Genomic DNA, 14059 nt, shown 5'->3' with positions numbered 1-14059 from the left:
CACGCGAGGTAGCGGCTGACGTCGGTCAGCGCCGCAGCTCCATCACGTCGATCACGTTGCCCGCGCCGGCGTATCGGTGGCGAGGATGATCGTTCCAGGGCTGCTCCGGCGTACCCGAGTGACCCGCCTCACATCACTCCCGGAGCCCATCTGGGAGTGTTTCGGCCAGGGCGATGCAATGGTGCGTCGGCCCAATTGTGGAGGAGGGTGTCATGCGTTCAATTTCACTGAGCTTTGTCGTCGCAGCTGCGATTGCTCTGTTCACGTTCGGTCAGGCGGCTTCTGCCGCTCCCATCGGAGCAGTCGTGAAGGCATGCGACAGAACCGCAGGCTGCAACTATACCCTGAACAAGGCTGGAGACCTGACGGGCTGCTCCTCGAAAGCCTGCTTCTACTGCCCCAACGACGGCAAGCGGCAGTGCTTCGGGGTGCAGTGAGGTGGCAGGGGCCTGCTTCTCGCGGGCCCCGTTGCTTGGTGAGGACGGAGGATGCCTCTTCCATCGAACAAGAGGTTGGTCGAAGGAGCGAGCTATGCCGCGTCGGTGACCAACTTGTGCTGAGATCGCTCAGTGACACGCTTTTCAAGCATGGCGATGGTTCCCTTGAGATTGTCGTACCGCTCATTGAGCGACCTTGCCAGGGTCGGATACCTTGCGTCCGATGGGTCATAGATTCCCGCGCGCGCTTCTTCGGTCGCGATGTCGGCTTCGATCTGCTGGCAGGCCAGGACAAGATCGGACAGCATCTTCGCAACCGTCGACTCTCGTCCGGTGCTTTCGCGAGCTGTCTCAAAACGATGATGCATGTTCATGTGCGTGCTCCGAATGTCCGAGTTCGGTACACCGGGAACAGCTGGCGCCGAACTATTCACGGACGCATCGCAAGTCGCCTGCCAGGAGCGGGTCCGTAAGAATACGGTCGGGGCGTAAGTCTGATGGGTCTCGCTATTCTCGGCGCCAAGCCGGAATGCAAGCGGTTAGCGTGACGCGCCTGTAGTCTCGAGCGGCGTTCTGATCTCCGGATTCTTCCGCAAACCTGACCGCTGCCTCCATGTCCTGAGAGGCAGACGCGCTATCGCAGAACAGGCTGTGAATTTCAGCCCGGTATCGATATGCCCTGTAGTTCATCGGGTTGTACTGAAGCGCCATGGTGTAGTTGCTTTGCTCCTCAGTGGCGCCTCGGCGCGCTTCATCCGATTGACTGTCGATGTTGGCCAGGCGATTGAGCGCCTGGAGTATTCCGAGCTCCGTATACCGTTGAGACATCGCGCCGAAACTTGCAGGAAGTGCTTCGGCCGAAGCAGCAGGCTGCTGCGCCGCGCTCTGCGCGCGTTCAATTTCGATCTTCTTGTATTTGATGGCGTTGTCGTAGTCCCGCAGGCTTTGGAAGGTGCTCGATATTTCGCTGTTGATCGGCGCAATATAGGCAGTCGACAGTCGTCGATCGCTCAGCAGGTTGAGGCATGCCTGTATCTTTGCCTGCGCGGGCAAGACATCGCGACATTCCTTGTCAACCACACGACGCGCGTCCCGCGAATGCACTGTTGGCGGCGTCTGAGCAGCAGGCAGGACAATCGCCAGTGCTAAGCAGAGCGCTAACCTGAGACCGCGACTCGGGCCATCCATCTTATGTCTTCGCCTTCAGCCCGATCTCGACCAGCGGATACTTCGTGCGGGCTTCATGATTATTTGATGCCAAATAATCAAGCCGAGGGGAAGCTGCGACTTCCACCGCGGCTCTAACCCTCATCCGGCTCCGTGGCTACGCCAGCCGCCACAATCACCTCAAGCCTCAAGGCTCGTTTATCGATCGCGTAGCCGCTGACGCATTTCATTGATGGACCCAAAGGTGAGGCCGTTCGTGACTGGGATCGACCGAACGGCCTCAGCCGGCCCGCGGTACCAAAATGGAAGAGTGGGCCGGCTGTCGAGCTACGGTGTCACCGGATAGATGGTTTCGCCAGCCAATTGACGTCGCGACCATTCGAGGCCGCTTGCTATGAGCGCGCAGGGTCGGTTTGACGACAGGTCGTCAAGACAAACGCTGCCTTGCTACATTGCCAATCGCTGCCAAGTGCAGCGCTCGAGACGGGCCGTGGGGCTGCAGCGATCGCCAGCACAACAACCATGCAGGCCAGCGAAGTTGCGATGACGAGCCTGCCGGCTTTGGATGAGAAACGCTGCCGTAACCAGGGAGCCAAATCGGCGGATCGGCGAAGCTGGGCGTTACGCAAAACCTGGTCGATATCCTGGAATTGAATGCCACTGTCCTGCTGCATGGCTTTGCTCCGGAAATATTCAGGTGATGAAAAATTGAGGGGATGCTGCGCGCGGTTTGTTTCGCGCTCGCTTCAACGCACCGGAAATGGTGTTTCATTCACGCGGAGGTGACTGCCGGTTCGAGCCAGGGAGGCTCTGGCGGCTAGCGAACCATGGAACGAAGTTGGGTCGGATATCAGCGGCACCCGATCGGCAGCCGCTACACGGGCCGTCCTGGTCAAGATCCGAAAGGTTGGCTGGCGGAGACGGAGGGATTCGAACCCTCGATAGGCCTTTACAAGCCTATAACGGTTTAGCAAACCGCCGCCTTCAGCCACTCGGCCACGTCTCCAATGGCGCCGATATGCCCGAGAGGGCGCTAAGCCGCAAGCGGCAGATTCAGTTTGCGGCAAGGTGATTTGGTGGCAGCTGCGCCGCCGGCGGCCCGGGAGCGGGCACTGAGCCTTTATATTGCGCCCCGATTTGGACGCGGCGGCTCGGGTGAATGCAAGAAATGCAAGCTATAACAATAGATTAGATCGAGGTTTGGGCGGGGCCGACAGCCGCCCGTTGCAAGGCTGTTGAAAACCGGCTGCGCCGGCTCATTCCACGCTGGCGCCGCGGCGCAGGTCGGCGTCGATCTGCAATCTGGTGCCGCCGCCGAAGCGGGCGCGGTAGACCTGCAGGTTCTCCATGATCCGCTGGACGTAGTTCCGCGTCTCCGAGAACGGAATCAGCTCGACCCAATCGACCGCATCGACCTTGGGATCGCGCGGGTCTCCATAACGCTCGATCCACTTCTTCACGCTGCCGCGGCCGGCATTGTAGGCGGCGAAGGTCAGGATGTAGGAGCCGCGATAGTCCTCGAGCAGGCCGCCGAGCTCGGCCGCGCCGAGCATCGCGTTGTAGACCGGGTCGGTCTTCATCCGGTTGAGGTCGAAGCCGATGCCGGCGCGCTTGCAGACGTAGCGTCCGGCGTCCGGCGTCACCTGCATCAGGCCGTAGGCCTGGGCCGGCGACACCACCGCCGGATTGAACGCGCTCTCCTGGCGCGCAATCGCGTAGACGACGCTCTGCTCGACCTCCGGTCCGACCTGGCGGAACGATGGAATGCCGTTCACCGGGTAGGCGTAGTGGTCGAACGGCAGTCCGCGATTGAGCGCCGCCTTGCCCATCAGCAGCATGCCGCGGGCATCGCCATGGCGCGCGGTGAGCTCGCCGAGGCCGGCCAGCGCTTCCGGATCGCCATTGTCGCCCATGTCGCCGAAGATCGGGATCGCGAGCTCGCGCGCGTCGATCTCGTAGAGCAGTCCGACCGCGCGCACGATTTCCAGCCGATCGGCGCCACGGCCGCGCGGCGCGCTGTTCAATTCGATCTGCGGCAGGCCGAGCTTGGCGCGCGCGAGCTGGCCGTAGTAGCTGGTCGACTGCTCGGCTGCGCGTGCGTAGGCGGCGCGCGCTTCCTGGCTGCGGCCGGCGGCCTCCGCGGCGCGGCCTTGCCAATAACCGGCACGCGCCAGCGCGGTCGGGTTGGCGCTGCCGACGCCGATCCGCGCGAAATGCTGGGCGGCGAGGGCGGGGTCGTTGAGAAAGCGCAGCGCGATCCAGCCCGAGGTGAATTCCTGCTCGGTCTTGTAGATGTCGCGGGCGGGCAGCGCCGCGTCGCGCGCGATCAGATAGGCGGTGCGAAACTCGTTGACGTCGATCATCTTGCGCGCCAGCAGGCGGCGCTCGACCCACCATTCGTCGACGTTGAAGAGCCGCGCCGCGTCCTTCGGCGCGCTCAGCATCAGCTGCGCGGCTTCGGTGAACTTCTCCTCGCGGCGGAGCAGCTGGATCTTGGCGAACAAATAGCCGGTATCGCCGGAGAGTTCGCGCGGTACCTCTTCGAGCAGCGCGCGCAGGTTCGAGCCCTTGCGGTTGGCCGCGATGCGCGCCTTGGCGAGCGCCAGGTATCCGGAGCCGAGACGCCTGGCCGCGCGGATGCCGGCGGCCTCGTTGTCGGTGCCGTAGAGCATGGTGTCCATGCGCGCCTTGTGGTCGCCTGCGGTCAGGAACGAGCCGAACAGATCGAGCGCGGTGGTTTCGGTGTCCTCGCTCATCGGGTCGTTGCGCCAGGCTTCGCGCACCAGGCGCTCGGCATTGCCGCGGTCGCCGCGTCCGATCATCACCTTGGCGAGCGCGAGCCGGCCCTTGGCCGAAACCGGCGATTCATTCTGGAACCAGGCCCACACCGCGGAGTCGTCGCGATGGTCGTCCCATAGCGATGCCTCGATGCGGCGGCGCAGGAAGGTCTGCGAGGGCCAGCTCGGATTGGCGTCAAGGAAGGCGCGGTAGCGCTCGACCGAGGCGCCATTGTCCTCGCTGCGCAGGATCAGCCATTCGGCAAGCTTGCGCGCCACCGGATCGGAGATCGAGGCCTCGGCCTCGGTGGCGTCCGCCGGCTTGCGCTTGCGCAGCAGCTCGACGACGCTCGCAAGCGCCTCCTTGTCGGACTGCGACGTCGACGACGTCGCGGCCACGGCTGCAGGCAGCACCGGCTTGCGCACGATCGGCGCGGCATGCTGGCGGGTCGCCGGAACGAGCGCGGGGGCGGCGGCGCGGACGGGCACCGGCTTGTTCGGCAGACTTCCTGTCGCAGCCGGAGCAGCGGGCTTCGACGCAGTGGTCTTCGTCGTAGTGGTCTTGGACGTGCTGCTCTTTGACGCGGCGGCCTTCGAAGCGTCGGTCTTGGAAGGCGCGGCCTTGGCGCCGTCGGTCTTCGCCGCGCCGGACTTCGAAGAGGTCGTCTTGGCAGCCTCCGTCTTGGCAGCGCTGGTCTTGGCTTCGCTGCTCTTGGCGGCGCCTGGCTTTGAAGCGTGCGCCTTCGAGGTGCCGGCCTTGGAAGCGTCGGTCTTGGAAGCTCCCTTGGAAGTCGCATTCTTCGAGGCAGCTGTCTTGGAAGCTGCATCCTGGGCAGCCGGCCTCGCGGCCGGAACATCCTCGGCGGCCCATGCATCGGCCGTGATGGCGGCAAGGCCAACGATGAGCGCCAGGCTCGTCGCCAGCGCCGTCGATCGCACTGTGCCTGCGCGGGCGGAACGGATCACAGAAGTCCTCTGCGGCCCCGAATCATCTGGTCGGTTGGGCCATGGGTTCTTATTTGATTGAAAACGTAGACAAAATACTAAGAAGCCTGCCGGTGCGGCTGTTTGCGCCAGCACAACGGCGAAATCGCGGCTGGAACCGCCTGGGAATAGGTTCGGTACGGCCCTTTCGCCTGCCGGTCAGACCCGATATGAATTGCCTTTCATGGCGTTTCGCATCAACCGGGTGCCGGTTGCACGGACGTGAAGCACGACAATAACAAGGGTCCGTCGACCTAGCCTTTAGCCTGAAGCGTTTGGAGGAAGTCCATGGCAGCCAAGACAAAATTCCGGGGATCATTCACTGCCTTGGTGACGCCCTTCAAAAACGGCTCGGTGGATGAGGCGGCATTCCGCAGCCTCGTGAACTGGCAGATCGCCGAGGGCACGCACGGCCTGGTGCCGGTCGGCACCACAGGCGAGAGCCCGACGCTGAGCCATGACGAGCACAAGCGCGTGGTCGAGTGGTGCATCGAGGAGGCCAAGGGCCGGGTGCCCGTGATCGCCGGCGCCGGCTCGAATTCGACCAAGGAGGCGATCGAGCTCGCCGAGCACGCGGAGAAGGCCGGTGCCAATGCGGTGCTGGTGGTGACGCCGTACTACAACAAGCCGACCCAGGAAGGCATGTACCAGCACTTTAAGGCGATCAACGATGCGATCGGCATTCCGATCATCATCTACAACATCCCGCCGCGCTCGGTGATCGACATGTCCGTGGACACCATGGCACGGCTGTTCGAGCTGAAGAACATCGCCGGCGTCAAGGACGCGACCGCGAGCATGGTGCGGGTGTCGCAACAGCGCGCCGCGATGGGCGAGGACTTCAATCAACTGTCGGGCGAGGACGCGACCATCATCGGCTACATGGCGCATGGCGGCCATGGCTGCATCTCGGTGACCTCGAACGTCGCGCCGCGGCTGTGCTCGGAGTTCCAGACCGCCTGGCAGAAGGGCGATGTCACGACCGCGCTGAAGATCCACGACAAGCTGATGCCGCTGCACACCAACCTGTTCATCGAGAGCAATCCGGCGCCGGTGAAGTATGCGATGTCGCTGCTCGGCAAGCTGGACGAGAAGCTGCGCCTGCCGATGGTGCCGGTCTCTGAATCGACCCGCCAGGCCGTCCGCAGCGCCATGGTGCATGCAGGCCTGATCAACTGAGCCAGGCCGGTACCGCCGTGAACAATGCCGTGCGCAATGTCGAAGGGAAGGGGATGGGCATGCTGAAGGAATTCCGCGAATTCGCCATGAAGGGCAATGTCGTCGACCTCGCCGTCGGCGTCATCATCGGTGCAGCCTTCGGCGCGATCGTCACCTCGCTGGTCGGCGACATCATCATGCCGATCATCGGCGCGATCACGGGCGGACTCGATTTCTCCAACTATTTCACCGGGCTTTCCAAGGCCGTCACCGCAACCAACCTGGCCGATGCCAAGAAGCAGGGCGCGGTGCTGGCCTGGGGCAACTTCCTGACGCTGACGCTGAACTTCCTGATCATCGCCTTCGTGCTGTTCATGGTCATTCGCGCCATGAACCAGTTCAAGCGCAAGGACGAGGCCAAGTCCGCCGAGCCGCCGAAGCCGTCCGACGAGGTCGTGCTGCTGACGGAAATCCGCGACCTCCTCAAGAAGGGCTAACGTGGCCGACAAGAACGAACGTCAGATCAAGGTTGTCGCTGAAAACCGAAAGGCCCGCTTCAACTACGCCATCGAGGATACGGTCGAGGCCGGCATTTCGCTGACCGGTACTGAGGTGAAGTCGATCCGCAGCGGCAAGAGCACGATCGCGGAATCCTATGCGGATTCCAAGAACGGCGAGATCTGGCTGATCAACGCCAATATCCCCGAATATCTGCAGGCCAACCGCTTCAACCACGAGCCGAAGCGGCCGCGAAAACTCTTGCTGCATCGCAAGCAGATCAACAAGCTGCTCGGGGCCGTCGACCGCGAGGGCATGACGCTCATTCCGCTGAAGCTGTACTTCAACGAGCGCGGCCGTGCCAAACTGCTGCTCGCGGTCGCCAAGGGCAAGAAGCTGCACGACAAGCGCGAGACCGAGAAGAAGCGCGACTGGGGCCGCGAAAAGGGCCGCCTGATGCGGGCGCGGGGCTAGGGCGTTCCGAGTGCCGTCACTGCGACGACGGCGGATGGAGATTGGTCCGATGAACCAGAGCAGCCTCACCGACGTCGACTGGAGCAGGATCCCGGCACCCACGGACGATGGCGGCGCGGCGCATCTGACCGGCATGACGATCCCGCCGGTCAGGCTGCGCGCCACCGACGACACCTCGGTGGCGCTGTCGGCGCTCGAGGGCCGCATCGTGGTGTTCGCCTATCCGCGAACCGGCGAGCCCGGCAAGATCGGGCTGGTCGACGATTGGGACATGATCCCCGGGGCCCGCGGCTGTACGCCGCAGACCTGCGCCTTCCGCGACCTGTTCGCCGAACTGAAGGCGGCTGGTGCCGCCCAGGTGTTCGGGCTGTCGACGCAGAGCAATGCGTACCAGACCGAGATGGCGTCGCGCCTGCATCTGCCGTTCCCAGTGCTGTCGGACGAAGCGCTGGAACTGACGCACGCGCTGAGATTGCCGACGATGTCAGTGGCGGGCCTGACGCTGATCAAGCGGCTTGCGCTCATCATCGACGATGCGCGCATCACGCACGTGTTCTATCCGGTGTTCCCGCCTGACCGGAATGCCGGCGACGTGCTGGAATGGCTGCAGGCCAATCCGCGGAAAGATGAGAGCGCTTCCATGTAAAGTGGATACCGGTTCGCGAAGTGGATACCGGGAGAAGGGCTCTAGCCGAGCTCCTTACGCACGGTCGCGAAGACCTTGCGGAACATGTCGGTCGTCAGCACGCCCGTGTTCGTGTTGTAGCGCGAGCAGTGGTAGCTGTCGTAGAGCTTGAAAGTGCCCGCGCTATGCACGGCGCCGTGCACAAAGGGCGCCGCCGCCAGACGAACATCCAGCGCCTTCAACGTAGATTCGTGTGCGATTCGCCCGAGCAGCACGATCGCGCGCAGCTTCGGCATCGTGGCGATGGTTGCGCGGAGGAATTGCCGGCAGGTGTTGATCTCGGCCGGCAGTGGCTTATTTTGCGGCGGCACGCAGCGCACCGCGTTACTGATCCGGCAGTCCACCAGCTTCAAGCCGTCGTCCGGCCGCGCCTGATAGACGCCGCTGGCGAAGCCATATTCGAGCAAGGTCGCGTAGAGCAGATCGCCGGCGTAATCGCCGGTGAAGGGACGGCCGGTGCGGTTGGCGCCCTGCATGCCCGGCGCGAGCCCGACGATCAGCAGCCGCGCATTCGGATCGCCGAACGATTCCACCGGCGAGTTGAACCAGTCCGGGTGGAGTGTGCGGGCCTGTGCACGAAAATCGGCCAGCCTGACGCAGAGCTGACAGTTGCTGTCGGGGCGCGTCGGTGCGGCGACGAGATTACTCGTCGAAATCGTCATCGGCTCCCCGGGGGGCCATCGTTGTCGCGCGCTGCAGGAACTGCGGGGAGTGGTGACGCGGTTCGCGCGGGGCCGGACGTTCGGACGGATCGCGGCCAAGCTTGGATTGCAGCTCAACGAGGTCGGTGAAGACGTCGGCCTGGCGGCGCAGCTCGTCGGCGATCATCGGCGGCTGGCTCGCAATGGTGGAGATGACGGTGACGCGGACGCCGCGGCGCTGCACGGCCTCGACCAGCGAGCGGAAGTCGCCGTCGCCGGAAAACAGGATCATCTGGTCGATGTGCTCGGCCAGCTCCATGGCATCGACGGCGAGCTCGATGTCCATATTGCCCTTCACCTTGCGGCGGCCGCTGGCGTCGATGAATTCCTTGGTCGCCTTGGTGACAACGGTGTAGCCGTTGTAGTCGAGCCAATCGATCAGCGGACGGATCGACGAATACTCCTGATCCTCGATGATCGCCGTGTAGTAGAACGCACGGAGCAGGGTGCCGCGACTCTGGAATTCCTTGAGGAGGCGCTTGTAGTCGATGTCGAAGCCGAGCGTCTTTGCGGTTGCGTAAAGATTGGCTCCATCGATGAAGAGCGCGATCTTGTTGGAAACAGGTGACGACATCAAAGTGTTCTCGCGTGGTTGTTAGTGTTCTTAGCGCGGCGGTGATCAACCGCGCGTAATTTCCGGCGTTGCTGCCTAAAGTTCTGTGAATCTTTCCCCACGACAGTCACCACCGCAATTATGGTGAGGCGAGGGCAAAAAGCCTAGAGCTTTGACATTGCAATGAAGAGATTTACTTGTCTGGGACAGCAACCTAGCCATGTCGTCAGACGCTCCGGCCCTTCTGGCCCCGGCAGAGGGGGTTATCAGAGCCTGTTGGGAAGGCAAATCACAAATTTTACCTTGCGAAACGAGGGCTAGCCCTATAACTAACCCTCATAACCTACATGTTCGGTCCCTTTTACCACGGAGCGCCTCGAGATGGCTCGCGTCACCGTCGAAGATTGCATTGATAAGGTCGACAATCGTTTCGACCTCGTCCTGTTGGCTGCGCATCGTGCCCGGATGATCTCGTCGGGATCGCAACTCACGGTTGATCGCGACAACGACAAGAACCCGGTCGTTTCGCTGCGGGAGATCGCCGATTCGACGATCTCGCCGGAGGACCTGAAAGAGGAACTCGTGCACTCCCTGCAGAAGTTCGTCGAGGTCGACGAGCCCGAGCCGGACACTGTGCCGCTGATCGGTTCCGCCGGTGCCAGTGTCGACGCCGACGACACCGAGGTCGCGGTCGAGCGCATGACCGAGGAAGAGCTGCTGAAGGGCCTCGAGGGCCTGGCGCCCCCGGAAGAGCAGCCCGAGGAAGACGAGTAAGCTCGTCGTTTCGGCTCCGCATCTCGGATCAATTTGCCAAAGGCCCGGACATTGCTCCGGGCCTTTGCTTTTGTTGACAATTTTGCTGTTACGGTGCGTCCTATGCGGGCGCGGGAAATTGAATGGTTCCAGGGCCCGCGCGGGGTGCTGCTTCGTTCGAAAGCGCACTAGATTGAGGAAGAAGGGACGTTCCGGTCCCGCGAGAGGCAGCGAGTTCATGGCGTATCGACGCCGCAGTTCCATCCAGATGCAGGCTGCAACCGAAACGGTCGCGGTCGCGCCGGCCTCGTCCACGGCGGAAAGGCCGGCGAAGCCGCGGACCCGAATGATGCGACAATATGACCTTGTCGAGCGCGTCCGGTCCTATAACCCCGACACCAACGAAGACCTGCTCAACCGCGCCTACGTCTACGCCATGAAGGCGCACGGCACGCAGACGCGCGCCTCCGGCGATCCCTATTTCTCGCATCCGCTCGAGGTCGCCGCGATCCTCACCAACCTAAAGCTCGACGATGCCACGATCGTGGCGGCGCTGCTGCACGACACGATCGAGGACACCGAGGCGACGCGGGCCGAGATCGACCATGTGTTCGGCCATGAGATCGGTGCGCTAGTCGAAGGCCTGACCAAGCTGAAGCGGTTGGAGCTGGTGTCGCGCGAGGCCAAGCAGGCCGAGAATTTGCGCAAGCTGCTGCTGGCGATCGCCGACGACGTCCGCGTGCTGCTGATCAAGCTCGCCGACCGCCTGCACAACATGCGCACGCTGGAATTCGTGCCGCCGGCCTCGCGCCGCCGCATCGCCGAGGAGACGCTCGATATTTATGCGCCGCTGGCCGGCCGTATGGGTATGCAGGAGATGCGCGAGGAGCTGGAGGACCTGTCGTTCTTCGTGCTCGATCCCGAGGCCTATGCAGTGGTCAAGCAGCGGCTCGATTCACTGGCCGAGCGCAACCGCAACCTGATCGGCGAGATCGAAACCCAGCTCTCCAAGAACCTGCAGAAGAATGGCATCACCGCGCGGGTGTTCGGCCGCCGCAAGCAGCCGTTTTCGATCTGGACCAAGATGGAGCGCAAGTCGGTCGGCTTCGAGCAGCTGTCCGACATCTACGGCTTCCGCGTCATCCTCGACGATGTCGGCGCCTGCTACCGCGCGCTCGGCATCGTCCATACCACCTGGCCGGTCGTGCCGGGCCGCTTCAAGGACTACATCTCGACGCCGAAGCAGAACGACTACCGTTCGATCCACACCACCGTGATCGGGCCGGGCAAGCAGCGCGTCGAACTGCAGATCCGTACCGAGGAGATGAACCAGATCGCCGAGTTCGGCATCGCCGCGCATGCCTTCTACAAGGAAGGGGCGGGCTCGCCGCATGAGCGGCTGAAGCACGAGTCGAACGCCTTCGCCTGGCTGCGCCACACCATCGGCATCCTCTCGGAAAGCTCCAATCCCGAGGAATTCCTCGAGCACACCAAGCTCGAACTGTTCCACGACCAGGTGTTCTGCTTCACGCCGAAGGGCAAGCTGATCGCGCTGCCGCGCAACGCCAACGTGATCGATTTCGCCTATGCCGTGCACACCGGTGTCGGCAACAGCGCGGTCGGCTGCAAGATCAACGGCAAGTTCGCGCCGCTGTCCTCGGAGCTGCAGAATGGCGACGAGGTCGAGGTGCTGACCTCGAAGGCGCAGTCGGCGCCGCCGTCGGCCTGGGAAGCGCTCGCCCGCACCGGCAAGGCGCGCGCCGCGATCCGGCGTGCCACCCGCGATGCGGTGCGCGACCAGTATGCCGGCCTCGGCCGCCGCATCGTCGACCGCCTGTTTGCCCGCGCCAAGATCGAATATGCCGACGACAAGCTGAAGGGCGCCTTGCCGCGGCTCGCCCGCACCTCGATCGAGGACGTGATGGCCTCCGTCGGACGCGGCGAGATCAAGGCCTCCGACGTCGCGCGCGCGATGTATCCCGACTACAAGGAAGAGCGGATGGTGCGCTATGGCGCCAAGAAGGGGCTCGCCGCCAAGCTGAAGACGCAGACCCCGCCGCATCCGGCGCGCGCTACCTCGGTGATCCCGGTGCGCGGCATCAATTCCGAACTGCCGGTGAAGTTCGCGCCGAACGGCGGCGCCGTGCCGGGCGATCGGATCGTCGGCATCGTCACGGCGGGCGAGGGGATCACGATCTACCCGATCCAGTCGCCGGCGCTGAAGGATTTCGAGGAGGAGCCGGAGCGCTGGCTCGACGTGCGCTGGGACATCGATGAGACGATGCCGCAACGCTTCCCCGCGCGCATCCTGGTCCACAATGTCAACGAGCCGGGCAGCCTCGCCCAGATCGCGACCGTGATCGCCGAGCACGACGGCAATATCGACAACATCCACATGTCGCGCCAATCGCCCGACTTCACGGAGCTGACCATCGATCTTGAGGTCTATGACCTCAAGCATCTCAGCGCTATCATCGCGCAGTTGCGCGCCAAGGCCGTCGTTGCACGGGTCGAACGCGTCAATGGGTAAAGATGCATGCGCAGGGCATAGGCGGGCGGAAGCGACGCCTTCCTTCGGACGGCTTTGCCCGCGCATGACAGGCTAGAATTGCAGGTTAGGGACATGTCAAAGGCTGCTCCGCTCCGTCTCGGTATCAATGTCGATCACGTCGCGACCCTGCGCAATGCGCGGGGCGGGGCGCGGCCCGATCCGGTGCGGCTGGCGCTTGCCGCGATCGCGGCCGGCGCCGACGGCATCACCGCGCATCTGCGCGAGGATCGCCGACATATCCGCGACGAGGACATGGCGCGGCTCAAGGCCGAGATCTCCAAGCCGCTGAATTTCGAGATGGCGGCGACCGACGACATGCTGCGGATTTCGCTCGCCACCAAGCCGCATGCGGTATGCCTCGTGCCGGAACGGCGCCAGGAGCTCACCACCGAAGGCGGCCTCGACGTGGTCGGCCAGCACAATGCGCTGGCGCCGTTCATCGCGCGGCTCAATGATGCCGGCATCCGGGTCTCGCTGTTCATCGCCGCCGATCCAAGGCAGATCGAGATGGCCGCGCAACTGAAGGCGCCCGTGATCGAGATCCATACCGGCGGCTGGTGCGACGCCGTGGTCGACGGTCACAAGGAGAAGGCGGAGGCCGAGTGGAAGCGCATCGTCGCCGGCGCCAAGCTCGCGCAGGCGGCCGGGCTCGAGGTCCATGCCGGCCACGGGCTCGACTATGAGACCGCGGAGACGATCTCCGCGCTGCCCGAAGTCCGCGAGCTCAACATCGGCTATTTCATGATGGGCGAGGCGCTGTTCGTCGGCATCGCCGCCGCGGTGCGCGAGATGCGTGCGGCAATGGACCGCGGCCGTGCCAGGGCGCAAGGTGCCGTCAGCGCATGATCATCGGCATTGGCTCCGATCTGATCGACATCACCCGGATTGCGAAGGTGATCGAGCGGCACGGCGAGCGCTTTCTCGATCGCATCTTCACCGACGCCGAGCGCGCCAAGGCGGTGCGCCGTGCCAACAGCGAGAAGATGGTGGTCGCAACCTACGCCAAGCGGTTCGCCGCGAAGGAGGCCTGCTCCAAGGCGCTCGGCACCGGTATCCGGCGCGGGGTGTGGTGGAAGGATATGGGGGTGGTGAACCTGCCGGGAGGGCGGCCGTCGATGCAGCTGACTGGCGGGGCGCTGGCCCGGCTCCAGGAGCTGACGCCCGAGGGCATGCAGGCGCAGATCGACCTTTCGATCACGGACGATTGGCCGCTGGCACAGGCCTTCGTCATAATTTCGGCGGTTGCTCCCGCCAGATGAGCGCGCGGCGCCGGAATTTGCCAGAAAACTTCAGCAAACTAAAAAATCATTGACATTTCAAT

15 protein-coding genes and 1 tRNA gene are annotated in these 14059 nt (G+C 63.6%); 9 read left to right on the top strand and 7 right to left on the bottom strand.

The features are described from left to right. Positions 1-212: 212 nt before the first annotated feature. The gene (locus tag AAFG13_RS07155) at positions 213-437 is read left to right on the top strand and encodes a hypothetical protein (protein WP_342711576.1); all 225 of its coding nucleotides are present in this window, start codon (positions 213-215) and stop codon (positions 435-437) included. 92 nt (positions 438-529) lie between these two features. Here AAFG13_RS07155 and AAFG13_RS07150 read toward each other — a convergent pair whose 3' ends face one another. The 5 genes from AAFG13_RS07150 to AAFG13_RS07130 all read right to left on the bottom strand — a co-directional run bounded on the left by AAFG13_RS07150 (position 530) and on the right by AAFG13_RS07130 (position 5266). Continuing rightward, positions 530-811, bottom strand: a complete 282-nt coding sequence (locus tag AAFG13_RS07150; protein ID WP_212318716.1) for a hypothetical protein — start codon at positions 809-811, stop codon at positions 530-532. 133 nt (positions 812-944) lie between these two features. After that, complete coding sequence (locus AAFG13_RS07145; protein ID WP_342711575.1) at positions 945-1517, bottom strand: hypothetical protein; 573 nt, start codon at positions 1515-1517, stop codon at positions 945-947. A gap of 479 nt (positions 1518-1996) precedes the next feature. Then, a complete protein-coding gene (locus AAFG13_RS07140; protein ID WP_092114768.1) occupies positions 1997-2278 on the bottom strand; it encodes a hypothetical protein in 282 nt (93 codons plus the stop codon). A gap of 238 nt (positions 2279-2516) precedes the next feature. Then, positions 2517-2610, bottom strand: a tRNA-Ser gene (locus tag AAFG13_RS07135). A gap of 250 nt (positions 2611-2860) precedes the next feature. Beyond that, entirely contained in the window at positions 2861-5266 is a 2406-nt protein-coding gene (locus AAFG13_RS07130; RefSeq protein ID WP_342713565.1) for a transglycosylase SLT domain-containing protein, read from the bottom strand. 387 nt (positions 5267-5653) lie between these two features. Between AAFG13_RS07130 and dapA the strand changes: the two genes are divergently transcribed. From dapA to AAFG13_RS07110, 4 genes are read left to right on the top strand one after another with little or no spacing between them, the layout of a single operon-like run. Further along, positions 5654-6544 carry a 4-hydroxy-tetrahydrodipicolinate synthase gene (gene dapA / locus AAFG13_RS07125; protein ID WP_212318720.1) on the top strand — a complete coding sequence of 297 codons (891 nt, stop codon included), beginning with the start codon at positions 5654-5656 and terminating at the stop codon, positions 6542-6544. Positions 6545-6603: 59 nt separating this feature from the next. Next, a complete protein-coding gene (gene mscL, locus AAFG13_RS07120) occupies positions 6604-7020 on the top strand; it encodes a large conductance mechanosensitive channel protein MscL (protein WP_212318795.1) in 417 nt (138 codons plus the stop codon). 1 nt (position 7021) lies between these two features. Then, entirely contained in the window at positions 7022-7495 is a 474-nt protein-coding gene (gene smpB / locus AAFG13_RS07115; protein WP_212318722.1) for an SsrA-binding protein SmpB, read from the top strand. Between the two features lie 49 nt (positions 7496-7544). Further along, the gene (locus AAFG13_RS07110; protein WP_342711572.1) at positions 7545-8141 is read left to right on the top strand and encodes a peroxiredoxin; all 597 of its coding nucleotides are present in this window, start codon (positions 7545-7547) and stop codon (positions 8139-8141) included. A gap of 41 nt (positions 8142-8182) precedes the next feature. On the opposite strand, the gene AAFG13_RS07105 is transcribed toward AAFG13_RS07110, so the two are convergent. Together AAFG13_RS07105 and AAFG13_RS07100 are read right to left on the bottom strand one after the other, a co-directional pair. Further along, the gene (locus AAFG13_RS07105; RefSeq protein ID WP_342711571.1) at positions 8183-8842 is read right to left on the bottom strand and encodes a uracil-DNA glycosylase; all 660 of its coding nucleotides are present in this window, start codon (positions 8840-8842) and stop codon (positions 8183-8185) included. Next, on the bottom strand, positions 8823-9455 hold the full coding sequence (locus tag AAFG13_RS07100; protein ID WP_016844002.1) for an NYN domain-containing protein: 633 nt from the start codon (positions 9453-9455) through the stop codon (positions 8823-8825). Before AAFG13_RS07100 ends, AAFG13_RS07105 begins: the two co-directional genes overlap by 20 nt. 360 nt (positions 9456-9815) lie before the next feature. On the opposite strand from AAFG13_RS07100, the gene rpoZ reads away from it, so the two are divergent. From rpoZ to acpS, 4 genes are all read left to right on the top strand, one after another. Then, positions 9816-10208 carry a DNA-directed RNA polymerase subunit omega gene (gene rpoZ, locus AAFG13_RS07095; protein ID WP_016844003.1) on the top strand — a complete coding sequence of 131 codons (393 nt, stop codon included), beginning with the start codon at positions 9816-9818 and terminating at the stop codon, positions 10206-10208. A 217-nt stretch (positions 10209-10425) separates the two neighbouring features. Continuing rightward, positions 10426-12717 (top strand): bifunctional (p)ppGpp synthetase/guanosine-3',5'-bis(diphosphate) 3'-pyrophosphohydrolase, encoded by a 2292-nt coding sequence (locus AAFG13_RS07090; protein WP_212318728.1) that lies wholly within the window; start codon positions 10426-10428, stop codon positions 12715-12717. A gap of 93 nt (positions 12718-12810) precedes the next feature. After that, positions 12811-13584, top strand: a complete 774-nt coding sequence (locus tag AAFG13_RS07085) for a pyridoxine 5'-phosphate synthase (protein WP_342711570.1) — start codon at positions 12811-12813, stop codon at positions 13582-13584. Then, on the top strand, positions 13581-13997 hold the full coding sequence (gene acpS, locus AAFG13_RS07080) for a holo-ACP synthase (RefSeq protein ID WP_212318731.1): 417 nt from the start codon (positions 13581-13583) through the stop codon (positions 13995-13997). Before AAFG13_RS07085 ends, acpS begins: the two co-directional genes overlap by 4 nt. Positions 13998-14059: the final 62 nt, after the last annotated feature.

The organism is Bradyrhizobium sp. B124 (assembly GCF_038967635.1).
Classification (GTDB): domain Bacteria; phylum Pseudomonadota; class Alphaproteobacteria; order Rhizobiales; family Xanthobacteraceae; genus Bradyrhizobium.
This window is presented reverse-complemented; position numbering and strand designations above follow the sequence as displayed.

What these genes read in the sequence shown, in the direction of transcription:
- AAFG13_RS07155 (WP_342711576.1), top strand. Translation starts at nt 213, where the DNA reads ATGCGTTCAATTTCACTGAGCTTTGTCGTCGCAGCTGCGATTGCTCTG.
- AAFG13_RS07150 (WP_212318716.1), bottom strand. Translation starts at nt 811, where the DNA reads ATGAACATGCATCATCGTTTTGAGACAGCTCGCGAAAGCACCGGACGA.
- AAFG13_RS07140 (WP_092114768.1), bottom strand. Translation starts at nt 2,278, where the DNA reads ATGCAGCAGGACAGTGGCATTCAATTCCAGGATATCGACCAGGTTTTG.
- dapA (WP_212318720.1), top strand. Translation starts at nt 5,654, where the DNA reads ATGGCAGCCAAGACAAAATTCCGGGGATCATTCACTGCCTTGGTGACG.
- mscL (WP_212318795.1), top strand. Translation starts at nt 6,604, where the DNA reads ATGCTGAAGGAATTCCGCGAATTCGCCATGAAGGGCAATGTCGTCGAC.
- AAFG13_RS07110 (WP_342711572.1), top strand. Translation starts at nt 7,545, where the DNA reads ATGAACCAGAGCAGCCTCACCGACGTCGACTGGAGCAGGATCCCGGCA.
- AAFG13_RS07105 (WP_342711571.1), bottom strand. Translation starts at nt 8,842, where the DNA reads ATGACGATTTCGACGAGTAATCTCGTCGCCGCACCGACGCGCCCCGAC.
- AAFG13_RS07100 (WP_016844002.1), bottom strand. Translation starts at nt 9,455, where the DNA reads ATGTCGTCACCTGTTTCCAACAAGATCGCGCTCTTCATCGATGGAGCC.
- rpoZ (WP_016844003.1), top strand. Translation starts at nt 9,816, where the DNA reads ATGGCTCGCGTCACCGTCGAAGATTGCATTGATAAGGTCGACAATCGT.
- AAFG13_RS07090 (WP_212318728.1), top strand. Translation starts at nt 10,426, where the DNA reads ATGGCGTATCGACGCCGCAGTTCCATCCAGATGCAGGCTGCAACCGAA.
- AAFG13_RS07085 (WP_342711570.1), top strand. Translation starts at nt 12,811, where the DNA reads ATGTCAAAGGCTGCTCCGCTCCGTCTCGGTATCAATGTCGATCACGTC.
- acpS (WP_212318731.1), top strand. Translation starts at nt 13,581, where the DNA reads ATGATCATCGGCATTGGCTCCGATCTGATCGACATCACCCGGATTGCG.